The sequence below is a fragment of the Amycolatopsis pretoriensis genome (genome assembly GCF_900107925.1).
In the GTDB taxonomy this organism is placed as follows: Bacteria; Actinomycetota; Actinomycetes; order Mycobacteriales; family Pseudonocardiaceae; genus Amycolatopsis; species Amycolatopsis pretoriensis.
The window spans coordinates 212,782-230,203 of sequence record NZ_FNUJ01000004.1; the positions used below are offsets into that span (position 1 = coordinate 212,782).

15 protein-coding genes are annotated in these 17,422 nt (G+C 70.8%); 8 read left to right on the top strand and 7 right to left on the bottom strand.

Annotation, left to right across the window (positions count from 1 at the left end):
- Positions 1-149 precede the first annotated feature (149 nt).
- From dnaK to BLV96_RS18470, 4 genes are read left to right on the top strand one after another with little or no spacing between them, the layout of a single operon-like run.
- Positions 150-2,021, top strand: a complete 1,872-nt coding sequence (dnaK, locus tag BLV96_RS18455) for a molecular chaperone DnaK (RefSeq protein ID WP_086671117.1) — start codon at positions 150-152, stop codon at positions 2,019-2,021.
- Positions 2,018-2,725: a nucleotide exchange factor GrpE gene (gene grpE / locus BLV96_RS18460; protein ID WP_086671119.1), complete on the top strand. Its 708-nt coding sequence runs from the start codon at positions 2,018-2,020 to the stop codon at positions 2,723-2,725. Before dnaK ends, grpE begins: the two co-directional genes overlap by 4 nt.
- Positions 2,726-2,755: 30 nt before the next feature.
- The gene (gene dnaJ, locus BLV96_RS18465; protein ID WP_086671121.1) at positions 2,756-3,934 is read left to right on the top strand and encodes a molecular chaperone DnaJ; all 1,179 of its coding nucleotides are present in this window, start codon (positions 2,756-2,758) and stop codon (positions 3,932-3,934) included.
- Positions 3,935-3,939: 5 nt separating this feature from the next.
- Entirely contained in the window at positions 3,940-4,365 is a 426-nt protein-coding gene (locus BLV96_RS18470; protein WP_167379646.1) for a heat shock protein transcriptional repressor HspR, read from the top strand.
- A gap of 50 nt (positions 4,366-4,415) precedes the next feature.
- On the opposite strand, the gene BLV96_RS18475 is transcribed toward BLV96_RS18470, so the two are convergent.
- The 6 genes from BLV96_RS18475 to BLV96_RS18505 all read right to left on the bottom strand — a co-directional run bounded on the left by BLV96_RS18475 (position 4,416) and on the right by BLV96_RS18505 (position 11,095).
- On the bottom strand, positions 4,416-5,969 hold the full coding sequence (locus tag BLV96_RS18475) for an ATP-binding cassette domain-containing protein (protein ID WP_244180303.1): 1,554 nt from the start codon (positions 5,967-5,969) through the stop codon (positions 4,416-4,418).
- Positions 5,970-6,273: 304 nt separating this feature from the next.
- The gene (locus BLV96_RS18485) at positions 6,274-6,807 is read right to left on the bottom strand and encodes a DUF305 domain-containing protein (RefSeq protein WP_244180304.1); all 534 of its coding nucleotides are present in this window, start codon (positions 6,805-6,807) and stop codon (positions 6,274-6,276) included.
- Entirely contained in the window at positions 6,804-7,559 is a 756-nt protein-coding gene (locus BLV96_RS18490) for a lytic polysaccharide monooxygenase (protein WP_091389337.1), read from the bottom strand. The genes BLV96_RS18485 and BLV96_RS18490 overlap by 4 nt, the downstream gene beginning before the upstream one ends.
- Positions 7,560-7,704: 145 nt before the next feature.
- On the bottom strand, positions 7,705-8,421 hold the full coding sequence (locus BLV96_RS18495) for a dienelactone hydrolase family protein (protein WP_086671731.1): 717 nt from the start codon (positions 8,419-8,421) through the stop codon (positions 7,705-7,707).
- Between the two features lie 41 nt (positions 8,422-8,462).
- Positions 8,463-9,566 carry a globin domain-containing protein gene (locus BLV96_RS18500; protein ID WP_086671849.1) on the bottom strand — a complete coding sequence of 368 codons (1,104 nt, stop codon included), beginning with the start codon at positions 9,564-9,566 and terminating at the stop codon, positions 8,463-8,465.
- A 353-nt stretch (positions 9,567-9,919) separates the two neighbouring features.
- Positions 9,920-11,095, bottom strand: a complete 1,176-nt coding sequence (locus tag BLV96_RS18505) for a globin domain-containing protein (protein WP_208608260.1) — start codon at positions 11,093-11,095, stop codon at positions 9,920-9,922.
- Positions 11,096-11,328: 233 nt separating this feature from the next.
- Here BLV96_RS18505 and BLV96_RS18510 point away from each other — a divergent pair, with 233 nt between their 5' ends.
- The 4 genes from BLV96_RS18510 (at position 11,329) to BLV96_RS18525 (ending at position 16,722) form a co-directional block, all read left to right on the top strand.
- Complete coding sequence (locus BLV96_RS18510; RefSeq protein WP_086671733.1) at positions 11,329-11,814, top strand: MarR family winged helix-turn-helix transcriptional regulator; 486 nt, start codon at positions 11,329-11,331, stop codon at positions 11,812-11,814.
- A 100-nt stretch (positions 11,815-11,914) separates the two neighbouring features.
- Complete coding sequence (locus BLV96_RS18515) at positions 11,915-13,102, top strand: MFS transporter (protein WP_086671737.1); 1,188 nt, start codon at positions 11,915-11,917, stop codon at positions 13,100-13,102.
- A 96-nt stretch (positions 13,103-13,198) separates the two neighbouring features.
- Positions 13,199-15,793, top strand: a complete 2,595-nt coding sequence (gene clpB, locus BLV96_RS18520) for an ATP-dependent chaperone ClpB (protein ID WP_086671739.1) — start codon at positions 13,199-13,201, stop codon at positions 15,791-15,793.
- A gap of 170 nt (positions 15,794-15,963) precedes the next feature.
- The gene (locus BLV96_RS18525; RefSeq protein ID WP_244180305.1) at positions 15,964-16,722 is read left to right on the top strand and encodes a type III secretion system chaperone family protein; all 759 of its coding nucleotides are present in this window, start codon (positions 15,964-15,966) and stop codon (positions 16,720-16,722) included.
- Here BLV96_RS18525 and BLV96_RS18530 read toward each other — a convergent pair.
- Entirely contained in the window at positions 16,719-17,378 is a 660-nt protein-coding gene (locus BLV96_RS18530) for a hypothetical protein (protein WP_086671741.1), read from the bottom strand. The genes BLV96_RS18525 and BLV96_RS18530 overlap by 4 nt on opposite strands.
- Between the last annotated feature and the right edge of the window lie 44 nt (positions 17,379-17,422).

Here is a 17,422-nt window from a genome sequence, read left to right on the forward strand (position 1 = left end):
TAGGCTGGGTACGAAGGTTGAGCGCAGTCGACTCAAGTCCAGCTTGACGAAGTGTGCGAAGGCCGGATAGAACTTGCCAGGGCCCCGCTCAAGGTGGGGACGAACGTGCAGGTCACGAACATAGCAGGCTTACACAGGAGGAAAGCACCATGGCGCGAGCGGTCGGCATCGACCTCGGCACGACCAACTCGGTCGTAGCCGTCCTTGAGGGCGGCGAGCCGACGGTCATCGCCAACTCGGAAGGCTCCCGGACCACCCCCTCGATCGTCGCCTTCGCCAAGAACGGTGAAGTGCTGACCGGTCAGCCGGCGAAGAACCAGGCCGTGACGAACGTCGACCGGACGATCCGGTCCGTGAAGCGGCACATCGGCACCGACTGGAAGACCGAGATCGACGGCAAGAACTACACGTCGCAGGAGATCAGCGCCCGGGTGCTGATGAAGCTCAAGCGCGACGCCGAGGCGTACCTGGGCGAGACCATCACCGACGCGGTGATCACCGTCCCGGCGTACTTCGAGGACGCGCAGCGGCAGGCCACGAAGGAGGCCGGGCAGATCGCCGGCCTGAACGTGCTCCGCATCGTCAACGAGCCGACCGCCGCCGCGCTGGCGTACGGCCTGGACAAGGGCGAGAAGGAACAGACCATCCTGGTCTTCGACCTCGGTGGCGGCACGTTCGACGTCTCGCTGCTGGAGATCGGCGAGGGCGTCGTCGAGGTCCGCGCGACCTCCGGTGACAACCACCTCGGTGGTGACGACTGGGACGAGCGCATCGTCAAGTGGCTGGTCGACAAGTTCAAGGCCACGAACGGCATCGACCTGACCAAGGACAAGATGGCGCTGCAGCGCATCCGCGAGGCGGCGGAGAAGGCGAAGATCGAGCTGTCCAGCTCGAACTCGGCCGGCATCAACCTGCCCTACATCACGGTCGACGCCGACAAGAACCCGCTGTTCCTCGACGAGCAGCTCTCGCGCGCCGAGTTCCAGAAGATCACCTCGGACCTGCTCGAGCGCACCCGGAACCCGTTCAACAACGTGATCCGCGACGCGGGCATCGCCGTCGGCGACATCGACCACGTCGTGCTCGTCGGTGGTTCCACCCGCATGCCGGCCGTGTCGGACCTGGTCAAGGAGCTGACCGGCGGCCGCGAGCCGAACAAGGGCGTGAACCCGGACGAGGTCGTCGCGGTCGGCGCGGCGCTGCAGGCCGGTGTCCTGAAGGGCGAGGTCAAGGACGTCCTGCTGCTGGACGTCACCCCGCTGTCGCTCGGCATCGAGACCAAGGGTGGCGTGTTCACCAAGCTCATCGAGCGCAACACCACGATCCCGACCAAGCGCTCGGAGATCTTCTCCACCGCGGACGACAACCAGCCGTCGGTGCAGATCCAGGTGTTCCAGGGTGAGCGCGAGATCGCCGCGCACAACAAGAAGCTCGGCATGTTCGAGCTGACCGGCCTGCCGCCCGCCCCGCGTGGCGTGCCGCAGATCGAGGTCACCTTCGACATCGACGCGAACGGCATCGTGCACGTCCTGGCCAAGGACCTGGGCACGAACAAGGAGCAGTCGATGACGATCACCGGTGGCTCCGCGCTGCCGAAGGACGACATCGAGCGGATGGTCAAGGACGCCGAGGCGCACGCCGAGGAAGACAAGACCCGGCGCGAAGAGGCCGAGACGCGCAACCAGGCCGAGACCCTGGTCTACCAGACCGAGAAGTTCCTCAAGGACAACGACGACAAGCTGCCCGAGGACCTCAAGGGCAAGGTCAAGTCCGCGATCGACGAGTCGAACGAGGCGCTCAAGGGCACCGACTCGGCGAAGATCCGTGAGTCGATCGAGAAGCTGAACACCGCTTCGCAGGAGCTGGGCACCGCCCTGTACGCCAACGCGAACGCCGCTCAGCCGGGTGCCGAGGGCGCCGCGGGCGCGGGTGCGGCCGGCGACGCCGGTGCGGCCGGCGGTCAGGCCAAGGCCGATGACGTGGTGGACGCCGAGATCGTCGAAGAGGACGAAAAGAAGTGACCCACAGCTACGACGAAACCGAGAACCAGGGCCGCGGCCCCGAGGAGCCGGTGGTCGTGCGGGACCGTCGTCGGGTGGACCCCCAGACCGGGCAGGTCCGCCCGCCCGGTCCGGCCCACGCCGCGCCGGAGCCGGAGGACGCGCCCGTGGAGCACGCGGGCCCCTCGCTCGGCGAGTCCATTGTGGACGAGTCGGTGTCGGTCGTGTCCGACGTCGAGAAGGAGCTGGCCGAGCGCACCGCCGACCTCCAGCGCCTGCAGGCGGAGTACGCCAACTACCGCAAGCGGGTGGAGCGCGACCGCGAGGCCGTCGTCCTCGGCGCGAAGGCGACCGTGGTCAACGACCTGCTGCCGCTGCTCGACGACCTCGAGCGGGCCGAGCAGCACGGTGACCTCACCGGCGCGTTCAAGGCGGTCGGCGACAAGCTGATCAGCGGCCTGCAGCGCGCGGGGCTCGAGTCGTTCGGCACCGAGGGCGAGGCCTTCGACCCGAGCGTGCACGAGGCCGTGCAGCACAACACCTCGCCGGACGTGGCGGGCCCGACGGTCACCGTGGTCATGCGCCGCGGCTACCGCTTCGGAGACCGCGTTCTGCGGGCGGCGCTGGTCGGCGTGACCGACCACGAGCCCGGCGCGGCCCCGGTGGACCCGTCCGTCGGTGGCGAGCTGCCACTCGGCGGCGGACTCGATGACCAGCAGCACTAGGAGAACCCAAGTGGGAGGAGGAGACGCCCGATGAGCGCGCGGGAATGGATCGGTAAGGACTTCTACCGTGAGCTGGGCGTCTCCTCCGACGCCACGGCGGACGAGATCAAGAAGGCCTACCGCAAGCTGGCCAAGGAGAACCACCCGGACGCGAACGCCGGCAACGCGCAGGCGGAGCAGAAGTTCAAGGCGGTCTCCGAGGCCTACGGCGTGCTCTCCGACGCGAGCAAGCGCAAGGAGTACGACGAGGCGCGGCGCCTGTTCGGCGGCGGGGGCGGGTTCAACTTCCCCGGCGGTGGCGGCGGGGCCGGCGGCTTCGACGTGGGCGACATCTTCGGCCAGGCCGGGGCCGGTCAGCAGGGCGGCTTCGGCGGGCTCGGCGACATCCTCGGCGGGCTGTTCGGCCGCGGCCGGACGACGGCGGGCGCGACGGCCAACCGGCCGCAGCGCGGCGCCGACGTCGAGACGGACGTGCGGATCGACTTCGTCGAGGCGGTCAAGGGCGCGACCCTGCCGTTGCGGCTGTCGAGCCCGGCGACCTGTTCGACGTGCGGCGGCAACGGCGCGAAGCCGGGCACGTCGCCGCGGACCTGCCCGACCTGTTCCGGGTCGGGGCTGGTCAGCCGCAGCCAGGGCGCGTTCGCCTTCTCCGAGCCGTGCCGCGACTGCCGTGGCCGCGGGACGATCATCGACGACCCGTGCCCGGAGTGCGGTGGCGAGGGCGTCAGCACGCGGACTCGCACGCTGACCGTCCGGATCCCGCCGGGCGTCGACGACGACCAGCGGATCCGGCTGGCGGGCCAGGGCGAGCCGGGCCGGGGTGGCGCGCAGGCGGGCGACCTCTACGTCCGGGTGCACGTGGCTCCGCACGCGTTGTTCGGCCGCAAGCCGAAGTCGCTCGACCTGACGCTCACCGTGCCGGTGGACTTCACCGAGCTGACGCTGGGCACCACGATCACGGTGCCGACGCTGGACGCCAAGGTCTCGCTCAAGGTGCCGCCGGGCACCGCGAGCGGGCGGGTGCTGCGCGTGCGCGGCAAGGGCATCGCCAAGCGAGACGGTTCGCAAGGTGACCTCCTCGTCACCCTCCAGGCGGCGATTCCCGCCAAACTGGACGACAAGGCGCGCGAGGCACTGGAGGCGTACGCCGAGTCGATGGCCGGGCACGACCCCCGGCCCGAGATCACTGAGCTGCTCGAAGGCAGGTGAGTGTGATGTTCGGCGGGATTCCGCAGGAGGGCGACGAAGAGACGCCGGTGTTCGTCATCTCGGTGGCGGCGCAGCTTGCCGGGATGCACGCGCAGACGTTGCGCACCTACGACCGGCAGGGCCTGGTGTCGCCGGGCCGCACCTCCGGTGGTGGCCGGCGCTACTCGATGCGGGACATCGCGTTGCTGCGCGAGGTGCAACGTCTGTCGCAAGAGGACGGTGTCAACCTGGCCGGCATCAAGCGCATCATCGAGCTGGAGAACCAGGTCGACGCGCTGCGGCTCCGGCTCGCGGAGATCACCGAAGAACTGGCGGCGGCGTATGCGGCGGCGGAACAAGCGGCCGCGGCGGCGCACGCGTCCTACCGGCGGGACCTGGTCCCGCTCAACCAGCAGACGGCGATGGTGGTCTGGCGGCCGAAGCGCCGCTGACCGCTGGAGCGAAGAGGGCCTCCCCGGGCGACCGGGGAGGCCCTCTCGCGTCACAGCTCCAATCGGCGCCACTCTGCCAAGTCCGCCAGCATCCGGCGGTCGTGCGTCGCGACCACCACCGCGGCCGGCGTTGTCAGCAATGCCTCCGTCAGCTCCTCGACGAGCGTCGCCGACAGGTGGTTGGTCGGCTCGTCGAACACCAGCAAGTCCGGCCGTCCCGCGAGGCGCAACGCCAAATCCAGCCGGCGCTGCTGGCCCTGGGACATCCGGCCCACCGGCGTCCGCAACGCCTCCGCGTCGAGCAGGCCCATCGCCGAGAACGGGACGCCCTCGCGCTCGAACAGCCGGCGAGCCATCGACTCCGCCGGCCACGCCGGTGTTTCCTGGCCCACCAACGCGATCCGTGCGTCGGGCGCCCGGCGGACCGTCCCGCTCGTCGGGGCCAGCTCGCCGGTCAGGGCCGACAGGAACGTCGACTTGCCGGCCCCGTTGCCGCCCGTCACGAGCAGCCGGTCGCCGCGGGCGATCGTCACCGTGACCGGCCCGCGGAGGCGGCCGGCCACCGCGACTTCGTGCACGTCGACCAGTGATTGGCGAGATCCGGTGCCGAAATCGGGCCAGCGCAACGACAACGGCGGTTCCGGCACCGTCACGCGGTGGGCCTCCAGCGCGGCCCGCTCGCGGTTCAGCGCCTGGACCACGCCGGGTGCGCGCGACTGGCGCTGGTGACGTCCGGTGCCCTTGTCCGGCCGCCAGCCCGTGCTGAGCCGGTCGCGGGCCTGCGTCACCGCGAGCGTCAGCTGCCGGTGGGTGTCCTGCTGTTCCTCGAACTCCTGCAGCCAGCGCTCGCGGTCGCGGTGGCGACCGTCCCGCCAGGCCTGGTACCCGCCCGCGTACACCCGCGGGCGGCCGTCCTGGCTGGGGTCGAGGTCGAGGAACTCGGAAGCGACGTCGGCGAGCAGCGCGCGGTCGTGGCTGACCAGGGCGACGCCGCCGTCGTGCCCGCGCAGGCGGGCCGTCAGGAAGGCGAGGCCGTCGGCGTCGAGGTGGTTGCCGGGCTCGTCGAGCAGCAGGAAGTCGTGCCGCGCGCCGAGCAGGCAGGCCAGGCGCACGCGGTAGCGCTGCCCGACCGAGAGCGTGCTCAGCTCGCGGGTTCGGTCGGTGCAGGCGGAGAGGGCTTCGAGGGCGACGTCGATGCGGCGCTCGGCGTCCCACGCGTCGAGGCGCGTGGCCGCTTCGAGCGCGGCGGTGTAGCTGTCTTCCTCGAAGTCCGAAGCCGCCGCGTCGAGTGCGCGCAATGCTTCGTGGGAGTCGCGCAGGGCTTCGGTGGTCAGCGTGCCGACGGTTTCGCCGGACCGGAACGGCAGCGCCTGCCGGGCGACGCCGACGGTGCCCGTCCGATGAACGGTGCCGTGGTCGGGTGTCCGCAGCCCGGCGAGGACGTGCAGCAGGGTGGTCTTGCCGCGCCCGTTTTCGCCGACGATCGCCAGCCGGGACCGGGCCGACACGGTGATGGTGACGTCGTGCAGGACGCGGCGGGAACCGAGCGTGACGCCGACGCCTTCCGCGCGCAGGTGGGCGTGTTCGGTCGCAAGGGGGTTCAAGGGTTGCTCCGCAGCTCTGGAGGGAGCCGGGCAGCACAGGAGGGGCCGCCCGGCGATGGCCGGAGCGGCGGGCAGGGAAAGTGTTCGGTGCGCCGCCGCTAGCGGCGGTTGCGCAACCTCGCGAAGACGGCGAAGGAGAACATCATGATCGCGAGGTTAGTGCGGCACGGGAAGGCGGCCAAGCGAATTTCGGCGCAGGCAGAGCCGCGGCCGGGTTGGCGCGCCGGCGAGCCCGGAACCGCGCCGGCCGCGAGCAGCCGGGCAGGGGGCTGCTCGCGGCCGGCACCCCGGGGCCGCGGGGACGTCACACCTTGAAGTTCAACAACTGCTTCACTTCGGCGCTCCGCGACTCGATCACCCGCCGGGCCAAGTCCCGCACCTGCGCGTTGACTCCGCCGCTCGCCGAGTTCTCCGTCTGGGCCAGCTCGACCGCCCCCTGTTGCTGGCCGGTCAGCACGTCCAGGAACTTGCGGGGGAACTCCGCCGCCGGGGCCGTGCGCAGCGCTCCCACCACGTCCGGCGACGTCATCTTCATGCCGCCGTGGCCCGCGTGCGCCTGGGGGTTCATGTCCATCGTCTCGGGCTGGCTCCACGCGCGGAGCCAGTTGCGCATGTCGGTGATCTCGGTCTGCTGGGTCGACTCGATCGCCGCCGCCAGTTCCTTCAACTGCGGTGGCAACGGGTGGTCCGCGGCCAGCCGGACGACCTCGATGCCCTGCTGGTTCTGGGGGATCAGCATCTGCAGGAACATCACGTCGGCCGCGTTGTACGCGGGTGGAGCCGCCGTCGCGCTGCAACCCGTCAGCAGCAGCGCGACAGCGGCGAGCCATACCCTCACTGGCGCTGCCAGAGCGCCGGGGTGTTGGGCGGCTCCCAGCCCGCGATCGCCGTGTGCGGCTGGATGCAGCGGTAGCTCACCCCGTTGTAGGTGACCGTGTCGCCGACCTTGTACGCCGTCCCGGCTGCCCACGTCCCGCTCGAAGGCGGGGTCGTCGGGGTCGTGGTCGGCGGGCGGGTCGTCGTCGGGGGCGGGGTCGTCGTGGTCGGCGGCGGAGTGGTCGTGCCGCCACCGCCGATCTGGAGGTCGACGCAGCTGTAGAACGCGTTGGCCGTGTCGGAGATGTTCCAGATCGCCAGCACCTTGACCCGGCCCGAGTAGCCGGCCAGGTTCACCGTGTGCGAGACGGTCGCCGGGGGCTGCTGGTTGTTGCCCGGGATGTTCGCGACGCGGGTGCCGCCGATGTAGTACTCGTAGCTCGAGGTGGCGTGCCGGGCGGTGAACACCCAGTTGAACGTCACCGTCGTGCCGACCGACTTGGCCGGCCAGGGCTTCGACTCGTCGGCCAGTTCGGCGAACTGCGACAGCCCGGCGTTGCAGCTGCGCAGGCCCTTCGGACCTTCGACGCTCTGGGGTTCGTAGACGATCTGGCCGCAGTTCGGGACCTTCCCGGCCGCGCAGTTGGCCTGCCGGCTGGGCGGGTCGGAGATGTATCCGTGCGCGCTCGCGGTGGTGGCGGGGAGGACGACGACCAGCACCGGGGCGAGCAGGACACCGGCAGCGGCCGCGAAAAGCTTTCTGTTCCAGGTCATTTCGGCTCCTCGAGGGGGAACGCCGTCGTTCCGAGGGGAGGACGAACGAGCACATCCGGGGAAGATGTGGTCTAGACCATAAGTCGATTCGGGCACAACGGTCAACGAACTACCGCCGTTCGGAGAGATCGCTAGCCCGCTCGGCTCAGTGCGAAGGTCGCGCCGGTTGCTGCAGGTGTTCGCCGAAGAACGCCGTCACCCGGCTCCACGCGTCTTCGGACGCCTCGTGGTGGTAGGTGAACCCCACGACCTTGAGCAGCAGGTTCAGCGGCGGCGCGACGTTGACCTTGTTCGCGAACCCGTGGCTCGCACCGTCGTACTCCTTGACGTCGTGCGGGATTTCACGCTCGGTGAGCGCTGTCTCCAGCTTCGCCGCCGCGCCGCGCAGCGAGAAGTCCTTCTTGCCGAAGCTCGCGACGATCGGGCACGCGTCGTCGAGGACCGACAGGTTCTTCGGTAGTTGCCCGTAGTAGGGCGCCGACGCCTCGAAGCCGCGTGACGCCGCGACGAGCGCGAAGCCGCCGCCCATGCAGAAGCCGGCGATGCCGATCCGGCCCGACGAGTCCGGCCGGGCGGCCAGGAGCGCGCGGGACGCCTCGATGTCGTCGAACGTCCGGCCCCGGTTCGCGAACATGTCCGAGAACACGCGACGCACGCAGCGGCGCATCCCGCCGCGCGAGTACAGGTCGGGGCTGAGCGCGAGGTAACCCTCGGCGGCGAAGCGGTCGGTGATGTTCTTCGTGTCCTGGCTCAGCCCGAACGCGTCGTGGATGAGCACCACGCCCGGGTGCGGTCCCCCGCCGGCGGGCTCCGCCAGGTAGCCGCCGATGGTGCCGTCCGAAACCGGAATAGTCATCTCCATATCGGCGACGATAGCGAGAATCGACGCCGGCCGCGTGTCCCTCAGTCCATGGTGAACGGGTCGAAGCGGATGCGTTCGAGCTCGACGCCGGCGGTCAGCAGCTTCGCGATCGTCGCCCGGATCATCTCGGGCGAGCCGGAGACGAGGACGTCGTGGTCCTTCCACGCGCCGCGCTGGGTCACCGCGTGGGCGAGCGTGCCGCGGTCGCCGCCCGGCACCGCGCCCTCCTCGGTGACCGGGGTGACCGTCAGCCACTTCGACACCGCGGTCAGCCGCCGGAGGTCGTCCAGCGCGTAGAGGTCCTCCGGTCTTCGGCCGCCGAAGAACAGGTGCACCGGCGGGTTGCGCTTCCAGTGCGCGAGGTCGTCGAGGATCGAGACGAACGGGGTGACCCCGGTGCCGCCGGCGATCATCAGCAGCCGCTTGCGCGTCGCGGTCGGGCGCACGTTGAGCGCGCCCATCGCCGGCCCGAGCCGCCAGACGTCCCCCGGCTTGGTGTGGTTGACGATGGAGCCGCTGACCCAGCCGCCGGGCACCGCGCGCACGTGGAACGTCATCTGGCCGTCGCCACGCGGCGCGCTCGCCGGGGAGAGGTAACGCCACATCCGCGGCCGCTGCGGCACCTCCACGCTCACGTAGCTGCCGGCCCGGTAGGGCAGCAGCCCTTCGGTCTGCACCCGCACCATCGCGACGTCCCGGGACAGCCGGCGGTGGTCGAGCACCCGCGCCGCCCACGACGCCGGCCCGGTCTCGGCCTGCGCGGCCTCGCGCATGGTCTTGGCGATGAGCCCGTACGCGGTCGTCCACGCGCACTCGACCTCGTGCGTCCACTTCTGCTTGAGGAACCGTTTCAACGCGGCCAGCAGCGCGACCCCGACGGCGTCGTAGTGGCGGGAGACGACGGCGAACTTGCGGTGGTCGCGGCCGAGCTGCCCGAGGAACGTGACCAGGTCGTCGGGCCGGTCGACCATCTGCACGACGTACACCAGCGCGCGCAGCAACCGGCTCCGCTGGTTCGCCATGGTGACCGGGAACAGGTCGCGGCAATCCGGGGCGATCACGAACAACGCGCCGTAGAAGTACTGCGCGAGTTCGTCGGCTTTCGGTTCGATCTCCGCAAAACTTTCACGAATAAGCCGGGCCAGTTCGCGGCCCTCCACCGCCGAAACGGGAACGGCCGGGGGCAACGGGGAGACCTTCAGTGATTCAGCGTTCATCGGGAACGGTTTTCTCCAGTCCTGCAAAGGCTTTTTTCGTGCCGTGTGTGCGGCGTCGCCGTGCGGTGCCGCCCCCGAGGGTTCCCGACTGTAGGCGAATTCCCGTGCAGATGCGCGTGATTCCGCGCGGTCCCGCTCGAACGGAGCAATTTCGCCACACGCGGTCAACCCCGTCTGGCGCAGCGTAAAAACGATCACCCGAAGGTTTTACGCGAAGCGCGTAACAATTCCCGCTGTTCGTTCGATTTGTGCACCGGACGAGTGTGTCCGGCAATTTTTCGCTAGTCGATCGTGAACGGGTCGTACTGGATCTGGCCCAGTGCGCTGCCCGCGACCAGCATGCGCGACACCGTCGCGCGGATCATCGCCGGCGAGCCGGAGACGAGGACGTCGTGGTCCGGCCAGGAGCCGTACCGCGTGATCGCCTCGGCGAGCGTGCCCTGCTCGAAGCCGGGGACGTCACCGCCGCGTTCGACCACCGGCGTCACGGTCAGCCAGGGGTTGACCGACGCGAGCGCGCGCAGCTCCTCGAGGTCGTAGAGGTCCTCGCGGGCCTGCCCGCCGTAGAAGAGGTGCGTCTTCGGGTTCTCGCCCCACAGCGCGAGGTGGTCGAGGATCGACCGCAGCGGCGCGACGCCCGTCCCGCCCGCGACCATCAGGACGCCTCGTGACGCTTCGCGGTCGACCGTCATCCTGCCGAGTGGCGGGCCGAGCCGCCAGACGTCGCCGGGCTGCGTGTGGCTGACGATCGCCCGGGACACCCAGCCGCCGTCGATCGCGCGGACGTGGAACTCGATGCCGCCGTCCTCACGCGGCGCGTTCGCCGGCGAGAGGTAGCGCCACAGCCGCGGCCGCTGCGGGACTTCGACGCTCACGTACTGGCCCGGGTGGTAGGGCACCGGCTGGTCGGGCACCAGCCGGACCAGCGCGAGGTCCCAGGTCAGCCGCCGGTGCTCGACGACGGTGGCCGACCACGACGGCGGGTTCGTGTCGGACGCGGCGGCGTCCTGCATGGCGCGCGCGGCGATGGTGAACGCCTCGGCCCACGCGCGCTCGACCTCGGGCGTCCACTCCCGGCCGAGGTGGTTCTTCAGCGACGCGAGCAGCGCCGTTCCGACGGCCTCGTAATGACGCGGGACCACGCCGAACTTGCGGTGGTCGCGCCCCAGCTGCCGCAGGAACGGCGCGAGGTCGTCGGGCCGGTCGACCATCTGCACGATGTGCACCAGCGCGCGCACCAGCCGGCCGCGCTGGATCTCCATGTTGATCGGGAAGAAGTCGCGCGTGGTCGGCGCGAGGGTGAACAGCATCCCGTAGAAGAACTGGGAGATTTCGGCGATGTAGGGCTCCGACTTGGCCCAGCTGTCCCGGATGAGCCGGACCATCGCGGTGACGGCCGCGGGGGCCTCACGCGGGGCCGAAGACCTGGGGAACGGGCTGACCGAGTCGGCGGTCATGGGTTGCGGCCGCCTCCTGGATCTCTAGCCACTGCTGCACCTCAATCACTCGACCGCGCCGCGCGCGCGGTCCGTCCGCAGGGTAGCCGCCGGGCGCCCTTTTGCCCGCATTGTTGCTCCGACCGGGTGTATTGCGGCCGGTGACGGCGTGGGCGACCTCACCGGGCCGATCCTTGCTCGCGCAAGCGATGCGCAATAAACTTGTATGGCACAAGTAATGGCGGGAGGGCCAGATGGGCTTCGACGACACCGACGACGACGTCCGGGTCGAGCTCATGCGTGAGCTGAAGACCGCGTCGCAGCTCCAGCACGCCTGGATCATGCAGGCCTGGCAGGACCAGCCGGGGCTGCACCCCGCGGCCGCGATGCTGCTGTCGGACCTGGCGAAGAACGGCGAAGCCAGGCCGTCCGAGCTGGCCAAGCGCCGGTTCGTCGACCTCTCGGTGGTCAGCAGGCAGATCACGCAGCTGTCCGCCGCCGGGCTGGTGGACCGCCGGCCCGCACCCGAAGACGGCCGCGCGTCCCTGGTGAGCGTGTCCGAGAAGGGGCGCGCCGAGCTCGCCCGCTGGCGGGTCAACTACCTCGAGTTCATGGAGAAGGCCCTCGGCGGCTGGGACGACGAGCGCGTCACCGACCTCACCGGGCGGCTCGCCGAGATGAACGCCGACCTCCGGCGGGCCCTCGGCAGTGCGGCCTGCCTGGCCGACACGAACAAGTGACGTAGTGCTCGCGCAGGCGCACCGGCAGTTGCATTTCGCACGCCGGAATGTCTCCGTTCGGTCCTGACCCGGCGGCGGGCCCCGGGGTTAACGTCGGAAGGTGACGCGTAGCCGGGTCGCACTGCTGTGCGCGCTGGGGATCGACAACTTCGGCTCAGGTCTGTTCCTCCCGTTGGCGCTGGTCTACGTGACGCAAGTGGTCGGTGTGCCGCTCGCGGTGGCGGGCACGGCCGTCACGCTCGGCACGATCGGCGGGCTGGTCGTGCCGCCGCTGGCCGGCCGGCTCGTCGACCGCGTCGGACCACGGACCGTGGTCATCGGCGCGCAACTGCTGCAGGCCGCCGGAGCGGGCGCGTACCTGCTCGCCGACGCCGCCGGGCCGGTCGTGGCCGCCGCGGTGCTGCTCGCCACCGGGCAGCAGCTCTTCTACAGCTGCCTGTTCGTGTTCATCGCCGACGTCGCGGGTGACGTCCCGAAGGATCGGCCGTTCGCCGAGGTGGGGATGGTGCGGGCCGGCTGCTTCGGCCTCGGTGGGCTCGTCGCGGGCGCGCTGCTGACCTGGCTCGGGGCGGTCGGGTACCGGATCGCGCTCGTCCTCGACGTCGTGACGTTCTTCGTGGCCGCTTCGATCCTCGCTCTGTTCGTCCGGCTCGCGCGGCCGCACAAGCCGCAAAGCGAACGATCGGTCAAGGTCCTGCGCGACCGGCCGTACCTCGCGTTGATCCTCTTCAGCGGGCTCTTCGGGCTCTCGCTCGACTTCTTCCTCATCGGGACGCCGGTGTTCGTGCTCGACCGGCTGCACGGCCCGGCCTGGCTGCCCGGCGCGATCCTCGCCCTGCTGACCGTGCTGACCAGCGTCGGTGGCACGCTCGCGCTGCGGCTCACCGCCCGGCTGACCCGGATCGCGGCGATGCGCGCGGGCTCGGCGCTGTTCGCCGCGTGGTGCCTGGTCAGCCTCGGCGTGCTGCTCGTGCCGGACGGCTGGCAGGTGGCGTACCTGCTGGTCGCGACGCTCATCTTCGCCGCCGGCGACCTGGTCTTCGGCCCGCGTTCGGGGGCGCTCGCCGAAGCCGCGGCACCTCCGGTGGCCCGCGGCCGTTATCTGGCTGCGTACCAGTACGCGTTCACCATGGCGCAGGTCCTCGCGCCCGTCGTGGTGGCGTTGTTCTCGGTCGCCGACTGGTTACCCTGGGTGCTGGTCGGGGCGTGCGCCGGTCTCGCCGTCGCCGGGCTCGGGATGCTCGGCTCGCGGTTGCCGGCGGGTGCCGTCGCACCCGGTCAGAGTTGAGCGGAACAGACTCAAGTTTTCGTGCGTTAAGGATAGTGTCAGGTCTCGGTCAGGCCTGTCACCTGGACTTTTGATGTATCGAGCATGAGGTGAGGGATGGACGCTTTCAACCCGACCACGAAGACCCAGCAGGCGATCTCGTCCGCGGCGCAGGCGGCCACCATGGCCGGCAACCCGCACGTGTCGGCCGCCCACCTGCTGGGCGCCCTGCTGGCGCAGGGTGAGGGGCTGACCGCACCGCTGCTGACCGCGGTCGGGGCCGACCCGGGGGTGGTGCACAAGGAGCTCGAACCGCTGATCGCGGCGCTGCCGTCGGCGACCGGCGCGACGGTGTCGAGCCCGCAGTTCGACACCTTCGCCGTCAAGTCGCTGACGCGTGCGCAGAAGCTGGCCACCGAGCTGGGCGACGAGTACGTCTCGACCGAGCACCTGCTCGTCGGGCTCGCGACCGAAGGCGGCCAGGTGGCCGACCTGCTCAAGCGCCACGGCGCGACGCCGGACGCGCTGCAGGAGGCGTTCGTCAAGGTCCGCGGCTCCGCCCGGATCACCAGCGAGGACCCGGAGAGCACGTTCAAGGCGCTGGAGAAGTACGGCGTCGACCTGACCGACCGTGCCCGCGCCGGCGAGCTCGACCCGGTCATCGGGCGCGACACCGAGATCCGCCGCGTCGTGCAGGTGCTGTCGCGGCGCACGAAGAACAACCCGGTCCTGATCGGCGAGCCGGGCGTAGGCAAGACGGCCATCGTCGAAGGCCTGGCCCAGCGCATCGTCGCCGGGGACGTGCCCGAGTCGCTGCGCGGCAAGCGCGTCGTCGCCCTCGACCTCGGGTCGATGGTGGCCGGCGCGAAGTTCCGCGGCGAGTTCGAGGAGCGGTTGAAGGCCGTGCTCAAGGAGATCACCGACTCCGCGGGCGAGGTCGTCACGTTCATCGACGAGCTGCACACGATCGTCGGCGCCGGCGCGACCGGCGAGGGTGCGATGGACGCGGGCAACATGATCAAGCCGATGCTCGCCCGTGGCGAGCTGCGGATGGTCGGCGCGACCACGCTCGACGAGTACCGCCAGCACATCGAGAAGGACGCCGCCCTGGAGCGGCGCTTCCAGCAGGTGCTCGTCGGCGAGCCGTCGCCGGAGGACACCATCGCGATCCTGCGCGGGCTGAAGGAGCGTTACGAGGTCCACCACGGTGTCCGGATCACGGACGCCGCGCTGGTCGCCGCCGCGACGCTGTCCGACCGCTACATCACCGCGCGCTTCCTGCCGGACAAGGCCATCGACCTCGTCGACGAGGCCGCGTCCAAGCTGCGCATGGAGATCGACTCGCGGCCGGTGGAGATCGACGAGGTCGAGCGCGCGGTGCGTCGCCTCGAGATCGAGGAGATGGCGCTCGCGAAGGAGAGCGACGCCGCTTCTCGCGACCGGCTGGCCGCGTTGCGCGCGGAGCTGGCGGAGAAGCGCGAGACGCTGACCGCGTTGACCGCGCGCTGGCAGAACGAGAAGGGCTCGATCGAGAAGGTCCGCGAGCTCAAGGAGCAGCTGGAGCAGCTGCGCGGCGAGTCCGAACGCGCCGAGCGCGACGGCGACCTCGGCAAGGCCGCCGAGCTGCGCTACGGCCGGATCCCGGCGCTGGAGAAGGAGTTCGAAGCGGCCACCGCGGCGAGCGAGGTCAGCCAGCAGAACGTGATGCTCAAGGAAGAGGTCGGCGCGGACGACGTCGCCGACGTCGTGAGCGCGTGGACCGGCATTCCGGCCGGCCGGCTGCTCGAGGGTGAGACCGGCAAGCTGCTCCGGATGGAGGAGGAGCTGGGCCGGCGCGTCATCGGACAGGCCGAAGCCGTGCAGGTCGTCGCGGACGCGGTGCGCCGCAGCCGGGCCGGCGTCGCCGACCCCGACCGCCCGACCGGCTCGTTCCTGTTCCTCGGCCCGACCGGTGTCGGCAAGACCGAGCTGGCCAAGGCGCTGGCGGAGTTCCTGTTCGACGACGAGCGCGCGATGCAGCGCATCGACATGAGCGAGTACGCCGAGAAGCACTCGGTGGCGCGCCTGGTCGGGGCCCCGCCGGGCTACGTCGGGTACGACCAGGGCGGCCAGCTGACCGAGGCCGTCCGGCGGCGCCCGTACTCGGTGGTCCTGCTCGACGAGGTGGAGAAGGCGCACCCGGACGTCTTCGACGTGCTGCTGCAGGTCCTCGACGACGGGCGGCTGACCGACGGCCAGGGCCGGACGGTGGACTTCCGCAACACCATCCTGATCCTGACCTCGAACCTCGGTTCGCAGGCCATCGCCGACCCGTCGCTCGACGAGCGGCAGCGGCGGGACGCGGTGCTGAACGTGGTCCAGCGGCAGTTCAAGCCGGAGTTCCTCAACCGGCTCGACGACATCGTCGTGTTCCACTCGCTCGGCACCGAGCAGCTGACGTCCATTGTGGACATCCAGGTGGCCCGGCTGGCCGCGCGGCTGGCCCAGCGCCGGCTGAACCTGGACGTGACGGACGGCGCCCGCGAGTGGCTGGCGCTGAACGGCTTCGACCCGATCTACGGCGCCCGCCCGCTGCGGCGGCTGGTCCAGTCGGCGATCGGCGACAAGCTGGCGAAGGAGCTGCTGTCCGGCGAAATCCGGGACGGCGACACCGTGCGCGTCGACATCCCGGAGCTGGAGGCGGGCGACTCGCTGACCGTCGAGCGCGTCTGACCCGGGTCCGTGGAGGCCATCACGAGTTCCTCGTGGTGGCCTTCACGGCGTTCCTGGGCGTCCACAGTAGAGATTTGTCGACAGGGTCGCGGAGAAATGGTCCGAACGGGCCCGGCGACACGGGTACCGGCGATCATCTCTTCGGCCTAGCAGGCGATACCCTGCACGTCGTGGGTATTCCGGCGTGGATCTGGTTCGTCATCGCGGCCGTCGCCCTGGTGGCGGGCCTCGGGCTGCTCGCTGCCGATCGGGCGAAGGAGGGCTCGCGCAACCGCGAGCGCATGCGCTGGGCCCAGTTGCGCGGCTGGCAGTTCGTCGAAGAGGACGAACGGCTGCCGCAGCAGTGGTCCAACGGTGCGATCGGTTACTTCGGCGCGGACGCCGCCGTGAACGTCGTCGCGGGCTCGACCTTCACCTCCGACGGCCGCCGCCCGGTGTTCATCTTCGACATCGAGTCCGAGGGGCAGATCCCGGCCGTCGTCGTCGCCGTGCGCTGCAACAAGAAGCACCGGATCCCGATCGAGATGTGGCTGTCCAGCGTGCCGTTCCAGCGCGCCGACATGCCCGAGATGCTCGGCCCGATCGGCTCGCGCTACGCCTTCGCGGACGACGCCGACGGCGCCCGCGCGGTCATCACCCAGGAGCTCGTCGACGCCGCGGACCAGCTCGGCGGGGACGTCGGCGTGGCGTGGCTCGAGGCCGAGTGGGTGCTCGCCAGCGTCGTCCCGACCGCCGGGCCGTCCCGGCTCGAGCGGCTGCTGCGCGACCTCGGCGAGATCGCGGACATCGTCGACCCGTTCGACGAGGACTACGACGCGGGCCGCCACCAGGCGAGCGCACCGATCCCGACCATCGGCGGCAACCCGCCGACCCCCGCCGCCGGGACGCCGATCCCGCTGCCGGCCGAGCCGCCGGCGCCGCAGGACTAGAGCACTCGCTGGTCGAGCACGCTGGCCGTCAGCGTGCCGCGCAACGACGTCGTCCCGCCCTGGACGTGGACGACGTGGTCGACCCCGAGGTCGCCGCTGAAGGACCCCGCCGTCGTCTTGACCAGCCCGGACGCCGGGCCGAGCTGACCGCCGAGCTCGTGCGTCTGGCCGGCTTCGAGGTCGCCCGCGAAGCTGCCGATCGCGTGCACCTCCGACGTCGTGCCGACCGCGCCCAGGCGGCCGAGGTCCACGGCCTGCCCCGACGACCGCCGCAGGGCGGCCCCGCCCGTGAGGTCGCCGGTGAACAGCCCCGCGTCGAGCTGCTCGGCGTTCTCGCTCAGGACGTCGACCCCGTTGCCCAGCCAGACGCCGTGGCGCGCGCGCTCGACGGCACCCGCGCGGTCGCCCCGGGTGGCGACGGCCTCCGTGCGGTCGGCCGCGAGCCGGACGTCGCCGAGCTGCTTGCCGACGAAGTCGCGGCGGCTCGCCGAGAGCGTGTCGCCGTCGTTGTCGAGCGTGGTGGAGTGCCGGTGCTCGAGGGGCAGGGCCAGGTCGGCCGGGGCCGCGAACGCCGTCGCGGGGGCCGCGAACAGGAGGGCCACGGGCGCGGCGACCTTGGGCAGGTAGCCGCTCTTGCGCCTGCTGTGCTTACCCATGCGCGGGACGATAACCCGGGCTCGAAACGGCTGCACCCGGAGCC